The sequence below is a fragment of the Bradyrhizobium sp. G127 genome, assembly GCF_021502575.1.
Lineage (GTDB): Bacteria > Pseudomonadota > Alphaproteobacteria > Rhizobiales > Xanthobacteraceae > Afipia.
In genome coordinates this window covers 706,586-721,061 of record NZ_JAKFGN010000001.1, presented here as the reverse complement: position 1 = coordinate 721,061, position 14,476 = coordinate 706,586, and the positions used below count along the sequence as shown (strand labels likewise).

At 62.2% G+C, this 14,476-nt stretch carries 13 protein-coding genes, 1 tRNA gene and 1 pseudogene; 10 read left to right on the top strand and 5 right to left on the bottom strand.

Features of this window, described 5'->3' with window-relative positions; genetic code table 11:
- Nucleotides 1-192: 192 nt before the first annotated feature.
- From LVY71_RS03440 to LVY71_RS03420, 5 genes and pseudogenes are all read right to left on the bottom strand, one after another.
- Entirely contained in the window at nt 193-1,653 is a 1,461-nt protein-coding gene (locus LVY71_RS03440) for an ABC transporter substrate-binding protein (protein WP_235098191.1), read from the bottom strand.
- A gap of 257 nt (nt 1,654-1,910) precedes the next feature.
- On the bottom strand, nt 1,911-3,077 hold the full coding sequence (locus LVY71_RS03435) for an acyl-CoA dehydrogenase family protein (protein ID WP_235098189.1): 1,167 nt from the start codon (nt 3,075-3,077) through the stop codon (nt 1,911-1,913).
- A 341-nt stretch (nt 3,078-3,418) separates the two neighbouring features.
- Nucleotides 3,419-3,716, bottom strand: a pseudogene (locus LVY71_RS03430) (integrase core domain-containing protein); the annotation flags it as partial.
- Nucleotides 3,717-4,123: 407 nt separating this feature from the next.
- A tRNA-Arg gene (locus tag LVY71_RS03425) sits at nt 4,124-4,200 on the bottom strand.
- Nucleotides 4,201-4,319: 119 nt separating this feature from the next.
- The gene (locus LVY71_RS03420; RefSeq protein WP_235098187.1) at nt 4,320-5,801 is read right to left on the bottom strand and encodes a sensor histidine kinase; all 1,482 of its coding nucleotides are present in this window, start codon (nt 5,799-5,801) and stop codon (nt 4,320-4,322) included.
- A 327-nt stretch (nt 5,802-6,128) separates the two neighbouring features.
- Between LVY71_RS03420 and rpmH the strand changes: the two genes are divergently transcribed.
- From rpmH to dapE, 10 genes are all read left to right on the top strand, one after another.
- Nucleotides 6,129-6,263, top strand: a complete 135-nt coding sequence (rpmH, locus tag LVY71_RS03415; protein WP_008542748.1) for a 50S ribosomal protein L34 — start codon at nt 6,129-6,131, stop codon at nt 6,261-6,263.
- A gap of 43 nt (nt 6,264-6,306) precedes the next feature.
- Nucleotides 6,307-6,693, top strand: coding sequence for a ribonuclease P protein component (rnpA, locus tag LVY71_RS03410; protein ID WP_235098185.1), 387 nt, complete (start codon nt 6,307-6,309; stop codon nt 6,691-6,693).
- Nucleotides 6,694-6,710: 17 nt separating this feature from the next.
- A complete protein-coding gene (gene yidC / locus LVY71_RS03405) occupies nt 6,711-8,555 on the top strand; it encodes a membrane protein insertase YidC (RefSeq protein ID WP_235098183.1) in 1,845 nt (614 codons plus the stop codon).
- 69 nt (nt 8,556-8,624) lie between these two features.
- On the top strand, nt 8,625-9,293 hold the full coding sequence (gene yihA / locus LVY71_RS03400) for a ribosome biogenesis GTP-binding protein YihA/YsxC (protein ID WP_235098181.1): 669 nt from the start codon (nt 8,625-8,627) through the stop codon (nt 9,291-9,293).
- A complete protein-coding gene (locus tag LVY71_RS03395) occupies nt 9,290-9,670 on the top strand; it encodes a DUF423 domain-containing protein (protein WP_235098179.1) in 381 nt (126 codons plus the stop codon). Before yihA ends, LVY71_RS03395 begins: the two co-directional genes overlap by 4 nt.
- Before the next feature lie 73 nt (nt 9,671-9,743).
- Nucleotides 9,744-10,640 carry an acetylglutamate kinase gene (gene argB / locus LVY71_RS03390; protein ID WP_235098177.1) on the top strand — a complete coding sequence of 299 codons (897 nt, stop codon included), beginning with the start codon at nt 9,744-9,746 and terminating at the stop codon, nt 10,638-10,640.
- An 83-nt stretch (nt 10,641-10,723) separates the two neighbouring features.
- A complete protein-coding gene (locus LVY71_RS03385) occupies nt 10,724-11,689 on the top strand; it encodes a DUF1036 domain-containing protein (RefSeq protein WP_235098175.1) in 966 nt (321 codons plus the stop codon).
- Nucleotides 11,686-12,384, top strand: a complete 699-nt coding sequence (locus LVY71_RS03380; RefSeq protein ID WP_235098173.1) for a pyrimidine 5'-nucleotidase — start codon at nt 11,686-11,688, stop codon at nt 12,382-12,384. The genes LVY71_RS03385 and LVY71_RS03380 overlap by 4 nt, the downstream gene beginning before the upstream one ends.
- A gap of 85 nt (nt 12,385-12,469) precedes the next feature.
- On the top strand, nt 12,470-13,315 hold the full coding sequence (gene dapD, locus LVY71_RS03375; RefSeq protein WP_235098171.1) for a 2,3,4,5-tetrahydropyridine-2,6-dicarboxylate N-succinyltransferase: 846 nt from the start codon (nt 12,470-12,472) through the stop codon (nt 13,313-13,315).
- Nucleotides 13,316-13,321: 6 nt separating this feature from the next.
- Entirely contained in the window at nt 13,322-14,476 is a 1,155-nt protein-coding gene (gene dapE, locus LVY71_RS03370; RefSeq protein WP_235098169.1) for a succinyl-diaminopimelate desuccinylase, read from the top strand.

Sequence of the window (14,476 nt, the reverse complement as noted above, 5' to 3'; positions counted from 1 at the left end):
CTGACGCTCACCTGATTGCCCTTACATTCCGCGCGAAAGATGCCCGCAAGATCACCGCCGCGCAAGCCGCGCCTGCAATAGACTGCAAAGCGCGTCGCTGTCTATTGCCTTGCCTGGGCGCACGGCCCGTCGTCTCTTCATGTGAACCGGCGACTGGACCCGGAAATGCCATCGAAGCCGACGGCAGCCCCCTCATTCCGATAGCCAAGCGTTCTTCAGGGAATCATACGCGCCGTCGGACGATGTACTCAGCCCTCGGACCCGCTTTGACGCAACCGAATACGGCTGATTTTCGAGAAGGACGTAGGTCGGAATGTCCGACATGGCGATCTTCTGGAACTGCTTGAATAGCACGACACGCTGCTCCTCGGTCGGAGCCTTTTGGGCGTCTTCGACGACCTTGTCGAGTTCCGGATTGCTGTAACCGCTGGCATTGGACCACGGCACACCCTTCAGGATAGCCTTCGACCAGTAGTTCCGGGTGGTGCCTATTTGCGGGTCGCCGAAGCTGGCCCAGTGTGTCACGATGAAATCAAAGTCATTGTCGGTGTAGACGCGCTGCATGAAGCGCGGCAGGTCCTGACTTCGCAGTTCGACGTCGATCCCGACCCGGCGCAGGGATTGCCGGACGAACTCGCCGGTCCGCTGGTACGACTCTCCGAAGGGCAGCCAGTCCAGCGCCACCGAGAAACGATTTCCGTCGGGCTTGCGCGGATAGCCGGCGGCATCCAGCAACTGCTCCGCCTTCTTCAGATCGAAGGGATAGGACGGCACGTCCGTCGAATAGAAGCGCGCATGGGTCGAAATGACGGGCGATGTTCCGGGTTTTCCGAGACCCCGGGTCGCGAGTTTCGAGAGCGCGCCCAGGTCGAGCGCATGGGCGACAGCGCGGCGAACATTGGCGTCGTTGAACGGAGGTTTGCGGACGTTGAATTCCATCGACGAGCGGGAGCCCAGCCACTCGTAACCCTTGAAGAGCACCTGAAGATTCTCGTCCTTTTGCGCGCGCTCCAGATCGATGACCGAGATCGGGCCGAGCACGCCAAAGTGCAGCGCGCCGGTTGTGAAGGCGGCGAAGCGCGCGGTCCGGTCCGGAATGACGCGGAAGATCACCTGATCGAGATAGGGCCTGCCGGTGTCCCAATATTCGGGGTTGCGTTCGAGCGTGATATGATCGCCCCGCACCCACTCCTTGAAGCGGAAAGGTCCCGTTCCGACAGGATTGATGTTCGCGGGGTTCTTGAGAATATCCGTCCCCTCATAAATGTGCTTGGGAAGGATCTGGGATTCACCGCTGCTGAGTGCGCTGAAGATAACACCCGACGGATTCCGGAGCTTGAAAACCACCGTGAGCGGATCGGGCGTCTCCACGGCCTCAACGGCGGCAAAGGTCGAGCGTCCGCGCGGATGAATCTTGGTCCACACCTCATCGAACGTGAACTTGACGTCCGCCGACGTAAACGGCTTGCCGTCATGCCACTTCACGCCCCGACGCAGATTGAAACGCACCTCTTTTCCATCCGGCGCGATGTCCCAGCTCCGCGCCAGTTCCGGCTCCGGCTTGAAGTCGGCGCCGATATGGATGAGCCCGTCGAAGATCTTGGTCGAAATGACGGCGACATCGCCGGTCTGATTGAAGGCGGCCGTCAACACGGAAGGCTCATTGGGAGACGAGACGGCAACGAGCGTTCCGCCCCGCACGGGTGTCTGCGCAGGAGCTGCAATGGGCTGGAAAGCGAAGGCGCAAAATAAGCCGGCAAGGAGCAGACTTGGTCTGGAAGCGCGCATGATCATGATTGCATCACCTTTCGCATGTTGAAAAAATTAGCCCTCGACCCGGTGTCGAGATCGAATACGTGCTGGCGGACCACTAGAGCGTCAGGGCGGCGCACCCGGACGTCGCGCGGCGTTCAAATCGTTTCCAGCGCGATGCGGCCGGCATTGGTGAGAACGATGTCCGATTGGGGCGCGTGGACACGGCCGCAAAGCGCATCGCGATAATGCCGCTCCAGCGAATTGCGCCGGTCCAGTCCGTGATTTCCGGTCACCGACATCGCCAGTTCGAGCGCGCGCACGACATTGTTCGTGACAATGTTCTTGACCTGCTGCGCCCGCGTCGGATCCAGCGCCTCGACCGTGTCGGCCCGATAGGTCGCGTCGTCGATCAAGGTTCTGTTGATCAGCAGCAGCGACTCGATCTCGCCCGCGACCGCCTGAATCCGCGGGACTGTCGATAGCGGCTTGCCCAGATTGGACGGGACGCGCTCGCGCAGAAATTTATACAGCCAGTCGCGGCCTGCGATGCCGATGCCGTCGTAGAGTGCCGCGATCAGCAGGCCGTTCCAGACCTGAACCCGCGCACCGCGTTGCAGGAATTTCTCCGACCCAGGAGTCATGATATCCAGCGCGGCTTCCGCTGGCACGACGACCTTCTCAAGCAGCAATTCATTACTGGCGGTGGCGCGCATGCCGTGATGATTCCATGTCGGCAAAACGGACAGTCCCGGCGCATTCCCCGGCACCAGCCAGCTTCCGACCTGCGGCGTCTCTCCTTCATCGACGCGCGCGAGAACCAGCCACCAGTTGACGATCGGACTTCCCGTCGCCCAGGCCTTTCGGCCATTTATTTCCCAACTGCCGTCGGCGCGGCGCGTGGCCACGGTGCCCGGCAGACCGCCCCGGATGGCGGAGCCGAGATCGGGCTCCGCTTGCAGGGCATTCAGGATTCCTTTTCCGTCCAGCGCCGCGCGCGCGACGCTCTGATAGATCGCGGGACGGCTGTTGCCGAGCAGATGATGCATCAGATAGTTCATCGCCAGAAGCAGGCCGGTCGAGGCCTCGCCGCCGCCCACGGCGCGGACCACGCGCGCGGCTTCCTGCAATCCGCCGCCCGCACCGCCGTAATCCGCCGGTGTTGTCAGCGTCAGCAATCCGAGTTCGGCAAGCCGCTTGAAGTTATGGTGTGGAAAGGATGCGTGTTCGTCGTGCTCCGCCGCGGTCGCAGCGAACTCCCGGCGCAGAGAGGCAAGAACCTCATCGTTCGGAAAAGGACTCTGTAGCTTGATGACGGGGTTCATGCGTCTGCTTTCCGGGTGGGACTGCTGTCGTGAGACTCGTTGGAGTCCTCGCACCCTGGAAGGCACATGGAACCCAGGCAATTTTATTAGACAGACTGGTCTGTCTTGTCGATTTCGGAAAAAGCGATGGCGCTAGAATTTCCTTCTGCCCGTAGCCGCGACTAGGAAATTCTGTAACCTATGCGGGGATGCATCATCCCGAAAGGCGTTCCCGTCTCGCGGCAGACGACGCGACCTTTCGGCACTTCAATGTCGATGCCATGGATCACATCGGAGCGGCCAAAGCCGGCGGAAAGCTTTTTTCTTCGACGAAGGCTGCCAGCCCCACAAACGTAAGAAAGTCATGCGCGCGCGGCCTGCAGTCGATGCTGCAAGCGACGGTTTGCGATGGTGGCGCGCTTGATGCACCGACGTTCTGTGAGCATCATCTCAGCCCTGCCGAAATAGACATCGGCGGGAGTGAGGTTGTTGATGCTCTCATGATAGCGCATGCGGTTATAATGCTCGACGAAGGCATTGATCTGCTGCTCCAGGTCTCTAGGCAGATATAATTGTCGAGCAGAATGCGGTTCTTCAGAGTCAGGTGCCCGCGCTCGATTTTTCCCCTGGGTCTGCGGGTGACGGCGCGCCCCGCAGATGCTTCCAATGGATATCCCGCTCTCCGAACATGTGAGTCCATCACCGGAGTGGCAGGAAGGTTTGGCTCGCGGCAACTCGCGGTGGCGGCTCTTCAGATGCGCGACACCATTCCGACGAATAACAAGAGAACGGACAAGCTACCGCGCTTTGCGATCCTGCGCTGGCTTGATCAACGCGGGCACAGCAAGGTTCTCGTGTTCGGTCCCGAGGGAAGTCTTTCGACAGAGGCAGCGAGATTCCTGACCTGCTAGATCAGTACCAACCACTGCCTGTTTCAGGGGAGAATTGTCAGGCGACAGGTCTTGATCGACATCGCCAAAGCGCTGAGATGGCGCGATTATCCTTATGGTAACACTCGGTAACGCCATCGCGTGATGGCGAAAAATATCAATAAAAACAACTGAAGATGGCGCGCCCGAAGAGATTCGAACTCCTGACCCCCAGATTCGTAGTCTGGTGCTCTATCCAGCTGAGCTACGGGCGCGCATTTCGCAGATTAAAGAAGAGCCGGAGGCCGCTCCGCGAAAGAGCGCCATAGCTACCGGCTCCGGAACGGCTTTGCAAGATCGATAGACAAGGGATTTCGGTCCAAAATGCAGGTTTTCAGGCTCGGATCCGCACATCGCGATGGCTATGCAACTCCACGGCGCGATCGGGAATCATGATTCGGAACGTCGCCCCGATGGTACCTTCCACCAGATTGAGCTCTCCGCCATGCGCCCGGACCAGTTCCGCCGCGATGGCAAGCCCGAGGCCGGTGCCGCCGTCGCGCGACGACCCCTGAAACGCCTCGAACAGGTGTTCGCGGGCTCTGGCCGGAATGCCGGGGCCGGTGTCCGAAATTTCCAGAATGGTCACGCTGCCTTCGCGGCGACCGGTCACGCGAATTTGCTTGGCGGTGGCGACTTTCGACCTGTCGCTGTCCAGCGCCTGGGCTGCGTTGCGCACCAGATTGAGCAGCACCCGGAACAACTGATCGGGGTCGGCATCGACGGCCAGCCCGCGCTCGATGGCATTGACCCACTCGATCGAGGTATCGGCGGCGAGCCCGGCCGATTCTCGCACCTCGTTGACGACAGCTTCGACCAGAATCATGCGGCGGTCAGGCGGAGCCTCCTGCGCCTTGCCATAGGACAACGTGGACTGACAGAACGCGATGGCGCGTTCCAACGAACGCATCAACTTCGGTGCAAAGCGCTGCACGCGCGGGTCGGGCACGCTGGCAAGCTGATCGGACAACAGTTGCGACGACGCCAGCAGATTGCGCAGGTCGTGGTTGATCTTCGACACCGCGAGCCCAAGCGCCGCGAGGTGATTTTTCTGATGCAGCATCGACACCAGGTCGCGCTGCATATCGGAGAGTTCGCGCTCCGCCAGCCCAATTTCATCGCCGCGCTTCGATGGCGCGATGATATGCGCGGGGCTTTCGGGATTCTCGTGAAAAGCAACGAGATTGGCGGTGACGCGCCGCATCGGCCGCACGAACAGGTGGTGCAGGGCGTAATAGATCAACCCTGCGGTGATGCTGGTCATCACCAGCGACAGCAGCAGCACGTTTCGTGAAAAGCGGAACATCGCATCGCGCAGCGGCTTCTCGTCGACCACCACTTCGATGAACTGTCCACTGCCCGGCGCCGGCCCCAGCACACGCATGACTTCGTCACCGCTGTCGAGCATCACCTGGAATGCATCGACGATCGCGGACCACGCGTTCATGTCGCGCATGTCGACGTCATGGTCGATCTTCGCCGGCATGTCGGCGGCGGCAAGAAGCCGACGCTGCTGGCCGGTCTTGATAGCTACCGCGCGCGCGCCGATGCTGGCGAGTATCTGCCGCGCCAGCACCTCGGGCACCAAGCCGCTCGGCGCAGCATCCAGAACCAGCGCCGCAGTGTTCGCCGCCGCCAGCCGGTCGTTGAGCCGGTTCATCCGGAAGTTGGCGATGGACGGGACATAAATCAGGATTTCCGCGATCAGGATCAGCGGGATCGTCAGCAGCAACAGCTTGCCGGACAGCCCGAAGCGGAGCCTCGCCGGGGGCCGGCTGGCCGTCATCAGATCTGGCTCATCGTCCGATGCCGCCATGAATTGAATGCCCGCCTGTTGAGAGGATTTGCCGGTGCAGGATGCTCCCCGCCGCGACCGGGGTCAAACCTCTGGAACGCCTATGGTTTAGCCAGCCGGGACACCCGTTACGGCCAGCATGTATCTAAAACCCCAAGATTGACGAAAACAGGCTGCTCCCGTATAAGCCGCGCCAACTGTCCTCGATGGCCCGGCTTGACCGGGCCGGTTCATTTTGGATCGAAATTGGTCCTCTTCAGGGCCGGCATCGCTGGATTTCACACCATTATCGGCGAAATGCCTCCGACCAGCCAGTCGGACGAGCACTTCGGCAGCGGAGAACGACCCGTGAAGCGGACTTATCAACCCAGCAAACTGGTGCGCAAGCGCCGTCACGGCTTCCGTGCCCGTCTCGCGACCGCCGGTGGCCGCAAGGTTCTCGCCGCCCGCCGCGCCCGTGGCCGCAAGCGTCTGAGCGCCTGAACCGACCTTATCCGGGACCCTTTCCCATGCGCCGGTTGGAATCATGGACCGGTTGAAGCAGCGCGCCGATTTCGTCGCCGCGGCCAAGGGCCCGCGCATGGCCAGCCCTGCCTTTGTGGTGCAGACCCGCTCGCGCGACGACGGTGGCCCGGTCCGCGTCGGTTTTACCGTCACCAAGAAGGTGGGAACCGCCACGGAACGCAACCGCGTCCGGCGCAGGCTTCGCGAACTGGTGAAGCGGCTCGACGTCATATCCATGCGACCCCACCATGATTATGTGATAGTGGGCCGTCGGGCCGCGCTGGACCGCGGCTTCGAAACGATGTTCAACGATCTGCGCTCGGCGCTCAGCCGCCTCGAGCGCCAGACGCCGAAGCAGCCCAGCGACCTGAAGCCCAACGCAGCACCCACTTCCCGCGCACGCGAGTGAATGACGAGACCTGAACGATGATCGAAAATCGCAACACCATCCTCGCCGTCATCCTGTCGGGTCTTGTGCTGATCGCCTGGCAATATTTCTACAACATCCCGACGATGGAAAAGCAGCGCGCCGCGCAGCAGGCCGAGCTTGCGCAGAAGCAGGCCGCCAATCCTGCAGCGTCGCCGGCGACGCCAGCCAATCCATCGAGCACGCCTGCGGCACCCGGCACGCCTTCGCAGTCGCCGATCCCCGGTGCGCCGGCAACAGCCGCGCCGGTCCAGAGCCGGGCCGCCGCAATCGCCGCCGGCCCCCGCGTGAAAATCGATACGCCGAGCATCAGCGGCAGCATCGCGCTGACCGGCGGCCGCATCGATGACGTCGCGCTGGTCAAGTATCGTGAAACCGTCGATCCGAAATCGCCTGCAATCGAACTGTTCTCGCCCTCGGGCACCAAGGAGCCGTTCTACGCGGAATTCGGTTTCGTGCCGGCAGCGGGCGCGACCACGAAGATGCCGGACAAGGACACGGTCTGGAAACAGGAAGGCGCCAACGCGCTGACCCCGGCCACGCCAGTGGTACTGACCTGGAACAACGGCCAGGGGCTGACCTTCAAGCGCACGATTTCCATCGACGACAAATACCTCTTCACCATCAAGGACGACGTTTCCAACGTCGGCGACGCCGCGGTCACGCTGTACCCGTTCGGCCTGATCTCGCGCCACGGCACTCCGCACGTCTCCGGCTACTACATCCTGCACGAAGGCCTGATCGGCGTTCTCGGCGACCAAGGACTACAAGAGTACGGCTACAAGAAAATCGACGACGCCAAAGCGGTCGAGTTCAAGGTCACCAATGCGTGGCTCGGCATCACCGACAAATACTGGGCGGGTACGCTGCTGCCGAGCCCGAAGGCCAACGTGCAAGCGCGCTTCTCGTCGAATCTGGTCGGAACGCTGCGCACCTACCAGACCGACTACCTGCTCGATCCGCTGACCGTCGCCATCGGCGGTACCGCCAGCACATCGACCAGTCTGTTCGCGGGAGCCAAGGAAAGCGCCACCGTCGACGCCTATGACAAGCAGCTCGGCCTCAACAAGTTCGACCGCCTGATCGACTGGGGCTGGTTCTACTTCATCACCAAGCCGATGTTCTGGGCCATCGACTGGTTCTTCCACATCTTCGGCAACTTCGGCGTCGCCATCCTGGCGGTGACGGTGCTGGTCAAACTGATCTTCTTCCCGCTCGCCAACAAATCTTATGCGTCCATGGCCAAGATGAAGGCCGTGCAGCCGCAGCTCGCTGCGCTGAAGGACAAGTATCCCGACGACAAGATGAAGCAGCAGCAGGAGATGATGGAAATCTACAAGAAGGAGAAGATCAACCCGATCGCGGGCTGTCTTCCGATTCTGATCCAGATTCCGGTGTTCTTCTCGCTCTACAAGGTGCTGTTCGTCACCATCGAAATGCGTCACGCGCCGTTCTTCGGATGGATCAAGGATCTGTCCGCACCGGACCCGACCAACCTTTTCAACCTGTTCGGTCTTCTGGCATTCGATCCGACCCAGCTTCCGGTGCTTGGTTACTATCTGCATCTCGGCATCTGGCCCATCCTCATGGGCATCACGATGTGGTTCCAGATGAAGCTGAACCCGACGCCGCCCGATCCGACGCAGAAGATGATCTTCGACTGGATGCCGCTGATCTTCACCTTCATGCTCGCGGGCTTCCCGGCCGGTCTCGTGATCTACTGGGCGTGGAACAACCTGCTCTCGGTGCTGCAGCAGAGCTACATCATGAAAAAGAACGGCGCGAAGATCGAGTTGTTCGACAACGTGAAGGCGACCTTCGCCGGCAGCAAAAAGACGACGTAGCGCCTTTTTGGTTTATAGTTTTGACGCCCGGCGCATCGCCGGGCGTTTTCCATGTCCGAGAACCTTCGCATGACCGATAAAACCGATGCGGAGCTGATTGAAGCGGGGCGAAAAATCTTCGCCGGCGACTGGCAGTTTTTCTGGGCCTCGCCGTCGATCGAAACGCTGCCGCCGATGAAGGGCGTCGAGGTCGCATTCGCCGGCCGCTCCAATGTCGGCAAGTCGAGCCTCATCAATGCGCTGACCGGCCGCAACGCGCTGGCGCGCACCTCGCATACGCCGGGCCGCACCCAGGAGCTGATTTTCTTCGAAGGACCGACCCCGGCAGACGGCAAGGACGCAGGCCTTCGACTGGTGGACATGCCGGGCTACGGCTATGCGTCCGCGCCGAAAACCAAGGTGGCGTCGTGGACCGCGCTGATCCACAAATTCCTGCAAGGCCGCGCCAATCTCGCCCGCGTCTATGTGCTGATTGATTCACGTCATGGCCTGAAGGATGTCGACAACGACATTCTCAAAACGCTCGACAAATCCGCCATGAGTTATCAGGTGGTGCTGACCAAGGCCGATCAGGTGAAGAAATCGGAGCTTGAAGCGACCCTTGCAGCGACGAAAGCGGCGCTGTCGAAACATCCGGCGGCATTTCCGGAGGTGCTGGTGACATCGTCGCGAACCGGCGACGGCATGCCCGAACTGCGCGCCGCCATGATCCGTCTGCTGAGGGAACGTATCTCATGACCCAGACCAGCGCCTTGCGCCTCGCCGTTGTCCTCGCCGGACTGATGGGCGCGGCCGGTGTCGCACTGGCGGCCACAGCCGCCCACCAGCCCGATGCGACCCGGCTCGGCTCCGCATCGTCGATGCTGCTGTTCCACGCCAGCGCCGTGGCCGGTGCCGCGCTGCTGACCGGGTACGGCATCGCCCGGCGAGCGCCCGGCCTTACCGCAACCTTCGGCTTCGTGGCCGGTGCGGCCCTGTTCGCAGGCGACCTCGTGCTGCGCCAATATGCCGGTCACGGCCTGTTCCCGATGGCCGCGCCGACCGGCGGCACGCTCCTGATTTTAAGCTGGCTGGTGCTGGCCCTCGCCGCCGTCTGGCCGCGCCCGGCCACCTGATCCGCGACGCAGACGCTTTGCGCCGTTGACGCAATCGGCTAAACCCTGCCAGCCCGCGTCAACGAGATTCCCCATGATCGATTTGCCCAATATCAGCCCGCAGGATCAGGCCCGCATTCTGTCCGAAGCACTGCCGCATATGCAGCAGTATGACGACGAAACCATCGTCATTAAATACGGCGGCCACGCCATGGGCGAGGAAGCGCTCGCCAAGCAGTTCGCCCGCGACATCGTCTTGCTGGAGCAGACCGCGATCAATCCGGTCGTCGTGCACGGCGGCGGTCCGCAGATCGCGTCCATGCTGACGCGGCTCGGCATCAAGTCGGAATTCGCGGCGGGTCTGCGCGTCACCGATGCGCCAACCATGGAAATCGTCGAGATGGTGCTGGCCGGATCGATCAATAAATCGATCGTCAGCCACATCAACGAGGCAGGTGGCAAGGCCGTGGGCCTGTGCGGCAAGGACGGCAACATGGTCACCGCCGTTAAGGCGACGCGCACCATGGTCGATCCCGGTTCCAACATCGAGAAGGTGGTCGATCTCGGTTTCGTCGGCGAACCCGACAAGGTCGATCTCACCCTGCTCAATCAGCTCATCGGTTACGAGCTGATCCCGGTGCTGGCGCCGCTCGCCTCGTCCGCCAGCGGCCAGACCTTCAATGTCAATGCCGACACCTTTGCCGGCGCCGTGGCAGGTGCTCTGAAGGCCAAGCGCCTGCTGCTGCTCACCGACGTGCCCGGCGTGCTCGACAAGTCGAAGAAGCTCATTCCCGAACTGTCGATCAAGGATGCACGCAAGCTGATCGCCGACGGCACCATTTCCGGTGGCATGATTCCGAAGGTCGAGACCTGCATTTACGCGCTGGAAGCCGGCGTCCAGGGCGTCGTCATCATCGACGGCAAGACCCCGCATGCCGTGTTGCTTGAATTGTTCACCAATCAAGGCACCGGAACGCTGATCCACAAGTGATGACATCGCACGCCGTCATTGCGAGCCAAACGAAGCAATCCACGCAGATCAAAAAGGATTGCTTCGTCGCTGCGCTCCTCGCAATGACGGTGCTTCTTGTTGCCGCCCCCGCCCAAGCCGATCTCAAAATTTGCAATCGCATGAGTTACGTCGTCGAGGCCGCCATCGGCATCGACGAACGGACCGCGACGGCAACACGCGGCTGGTTCCGGATCGATCCAGCCGCCTGCCGCGTGGTGGCGCAGGGCAACATCACAGCGGAGCGCATTCTGCTGCATGCGCGATCCCTTCCCGTATATGGGGCATCGCCCGCGCCGCAAAACGGCACCGACAACCTCTGCATCGCGCAGAAAGATTTCGTCATCGCCGGACGCCAGTGCCGCGGCGGCCAGACGGCCGTGCCGTTCACCGAGATCAAGCCAAGCACCGGCGAGGACGGCAATCAGATCGCCTATCTCGCCGAAGGCGCGGAATACGACGACGAGCAGGCGAAACTCGCCGCGATCCAGCGACTATTGGTGATCGCCGGCTATGACGCCGCCCCCATCGACGGCGTCGATGGCCCCAAGACTCAGAACGCCCTTGCCGCATTTCTGAAAGCGCGCGGCCTTGGCGCCGACGCCGCGCAGGGGCCGAATTTCTTCGACACCATGATCGCTGCGGTGGAGCAGCCGTCCGCCACCGGCCTCACCTGGTGCAACGATACCCAGTATCGCGTGATGGCCTCCATCGCCACCGACGACGGCAAGGCCGTCACCAGCCGCGGCTGGTATCGCATCGAGCCCGGCAAGTGCCTGCATCCCGATGTGACGGGACAGCCGCGCAAGATCTTCAGCTTTGCCGAAGCCGTCGATGCCGACGGCCGTACCATCAAGATCAACAGCCGGCCGCTAAACTGGGGCGGCACGACCACGCTCTGCACCCGCGAGACGCAGTTCGAATTTACCGAACAGGGCGACTGCGGCGCGCGCGGATTGAACGCCAGCGGCTATGAGCGTATCGACATCAGCGCGGGCACGGGCAAGACGTTGCGATTCGGAACGCCATGACAAAACAACAGCGCAGCTTCGCCCACATCGAGACATGGGTGTTCGATCTCGACAACACGCTGTACCCGCATCACGTCAATCTCTGGCAACAGGTGGACGTGCGGATTCGCGATTTCGTCGCGGAATATCTGAAAGTGTCGAAGGACGAAGCGTTCAAAATCCAGAAGGACTACTATCGCCGCTACGGCACCACCATGCGCGGCATGATGACCGAGCATGGCCTCAACGCCGACGACTTTCTTGAATATGTCCATCAGATCGACCACTCGCCGCTGGAGCCCAACCCGGCGATGGGAGCCGCGATCGAAACGCTTCCCGGCCGCAAGCTGATCCTGACCAACGGCTCCCGCGCCCATGCCGGCAAGGTGCTGGAACGCCTCGGCATCCACAGCCATTTCGAGGACGTGTTCGATATCGTCGCCGCCGACCTCGAGCCGAAGCCGGCGCGGCAAACTTACCTGCGCTTTCTCAAGCTGCATGGTGTTGATCCATCGAAGGCCGCAATGTTCGAGGATCTCGCCCGCAACCTCGTGACCCCGCACGATCTCGGCATGACCACCGTTCTGGTGGTGCCCGACGGCACGCGGAACGTGGTCCGCGAGGACTGGGAGCTGGAGGGCCGCGACGCCGCCTATGTCGATCACATCACCGACGATCTGACGGGGTTTTTGGCGGCGATCAGGGCATCAAACTGACCGCGTCAGCTTGACTCAAAGCCTTCAAATCCCGACAAAAGCGCCATAATAAAAGTTCTCGCACTCCCCTCCCCAAGGAACACCGATGTCTCTCTCCGCGCTTGAATCCACGCTGAATGCCGCCTTTGACGCCCGCGACACCGTCAACGCCAATACCAAGGGCGAGGTGCGCGACGCCGTGGAGCTGGCACTCGACCTGCTCGACAAGGGCGAGGCCCGCGTCGCGGAGCGGCAGGCCGACGGCAAGTGGCACGTCAACCAGTGGCTCAAGAAGGCCGTGCTGCTGTCCTTCCGCCTGAATGACATGGCGCCGATCACCGGTGGCCCGGGCGGTGCGCAGTGGTGGGACAAGGTGCCATCGAAGTTCGCCGACTGGGGCGAGAACCGTTTCCGCGACGCCGGATTCCGCGCGGTGCCCGGCGCCATCGTGCGCCGCTCCGCGTTCATTGCGAAGAACGTCGTGCTGATGCCGTCCTTCGTCAACCTCGGCGCCTATGTGGATGAATCGACCATGGTCGATACCTGGTCCACCGTCGGCTCCTGCGCCCAGATCGGCAAGCGCGTGCATATTTCGGGCGGCGTCGGCATCGGCGGCGTGCTGGAGCCATTGCAGGCCGGCCCTGTCATCATCGAAGACGACTGCTTCATCGGCGCGCGCTCCGAAGTCGCCGAAGGCGTGATCGTCCGCAAGGGCGCAGTTTTGGCGATGGGCGTTTTCCTCGGCGCCTCCACGAAAATCGTGGATCGCGAAACCGGAGAAACCTTCATCGGCGAAGTGCCGGAATATTCCGTGCTGGTGCCGGGCACGCTGCCGGGCAAGCCGTTGAAGAACGGCCAGCCCGGCCCGAACACAGCCTGCGCCGTGATCGTCAAGCGCGTCGACGAGCGCACCCGCTCCAAGACCAGCATCAACGAACTGCTGCGGGATTAATCGCGCGTGGCTGACGCACTCTCCATCGCCCGCGATCTTCTGCGCTGTCCGTCGGTGACGCCGGCGGATGCGGGCGCGTTGGGCGTGCTGGAGAAACTGCTGAGCGCCGCCGGCTTTGATGTCCACCGCGTCACGTTCTCCGAGCCCGGCGCGGCTGACATCGACAATCTCTACGCACGCATCGGCGCCGGCTCACCGCACATCACCTTCGCGGGTCACACCGATGTCGTGCCCGCGGGCGACGAAGCTGCATGGAGCCATGGCGCATTCGCCGGCGAGGTCAAGGACGGTATGCTTTACGGCCGCGGCGCGGTGGACATGAAGGGCGGCATCGCCTGCGCCGTCGCCGCCACGCTGGATTATCTCGCAGCGAATGGCGGTCAGCCCAAAGGCTCGATCTCGTTCCTGATCACCGGCGACGAGGAAGACATTGCCGTCAACGGCACCATCAAACTGCTGGAATGGGCGGCAAAGCGCGGCGAAAAGTTCGATCACTGCATGCTGGGCGAGCCAAGCAACGTCAACGAGATCGGCGACACCATCAAGACCGGGCGGCGGGGCTCGCAATCCGGCACGCTGATTGTGGAGGGCGTGCAGGGGCATGTCGCCTATCCGCACCGCGCCTCCAACCCGGTGCCGGACATTGCAACACTGATCGCGGCACTGAGCGGCGATCCGCTCGACAAGGGCACTGAATATTTCCAGCCGTCGAATCTCGAATTCACCTCGGTGGATGTCGGCAACCCGGCGTGGAACGTGATTCCCGGGCAGGCGCGCGCGCGCTTCAACATCCGTTACAACGACTGCCACACCCGCGAGTCGCTACGCGCGCTGATCGAAGAGCGCATGACGAAGGCCAGCGGCAACCGCATCAAGGCGCATATCGTCTGGGAGCCGTCGAACGCCGACGTGTTCCGCACCCAGCCCGGACCTTTTACCGATCTTGTCGTTTCGGCCATCGAGGACGTGATGGGGCGCAGGCCCGAACTGAACACCGGCGGCGGCACATCGGACGCACGCTTCATCGTCAACTACTGCCCGGTGCTGGAATTCGGCCTCGTCGGCCAGACCATGCACCAGATCGACGAGCGCACGCCGGTGTCCGATCTCGAAAAGCTGACGCGCATCTATCGCGGCGTGCTGGAGCGCTACTTCGCATGA

Coding starts and splice junctions, on each gene's coding strand:
- LVY71_RS03435 (WP_235098189.1), bottom strand. CDS start 3,077: ATGAACCCCGTCATCAAGCTACAGAGTCCTTTTCCGAACGATGAGGTT.
- LVY71_RS03420 (WP_235098187.1), bottom strand. CDS start 5,801: ATGGCGGCATCGGACGATGAGCCAGATCTGATGACGGCCAGCCGGCCC.
- rnpA (WP_235098185.1), top strand. CDS start 6,307: ATGGACCGGTTGAAGCAGCGCGCCGATTTCGTCGCCGCGGCCAAGGGC.
- yidC (WP_235098183.1), top strand. CDS start 6,711: ATGATCGAAAATCGCAACACCATCCTCGCCGTCATCCTGTCGGGTCTT.
- yihA (WP_235098181.1), top strand. CDS start 8,625: ATGACCGATAAAACCGATGCGGAGCTGATTGAAGCGGGGCGAAAAATC.
- LVY71_RS03395 (WP_235098179.1), top strand. CDS start 9,290: ATGACCCAGACCAGCGCCTTGCGCCTCGCCGTTGTCCTCGCCGGACTG.
- argB (WP_235098177.1), top strand. CDS start 9,744: ATGATCGATTTGCCCAATATCAGCCCGCAGGATCAGGCCCGCATTCTG.
- LVY71_RS03385 (WP_235098175.1), top strand. CDS start 10,724: ATGACGGTGCTTCTTGTTGCCGCCCCCGCCCAAGCCGATCTCAAAATT.
- LVY71_RS03380 (WP_235098173.1), top strand. CDS start 11,686: ATGACAAAACAACAGCGCAGCTTCGCCCACATCGAGACATGGGTGTTC.
- dapD (WP_235098171.1), top strand. CDS start 12,470: ATGTCTCTCTCCGCGCTTGAATCCACGCTGAATGCCGCCTTTGACGCC.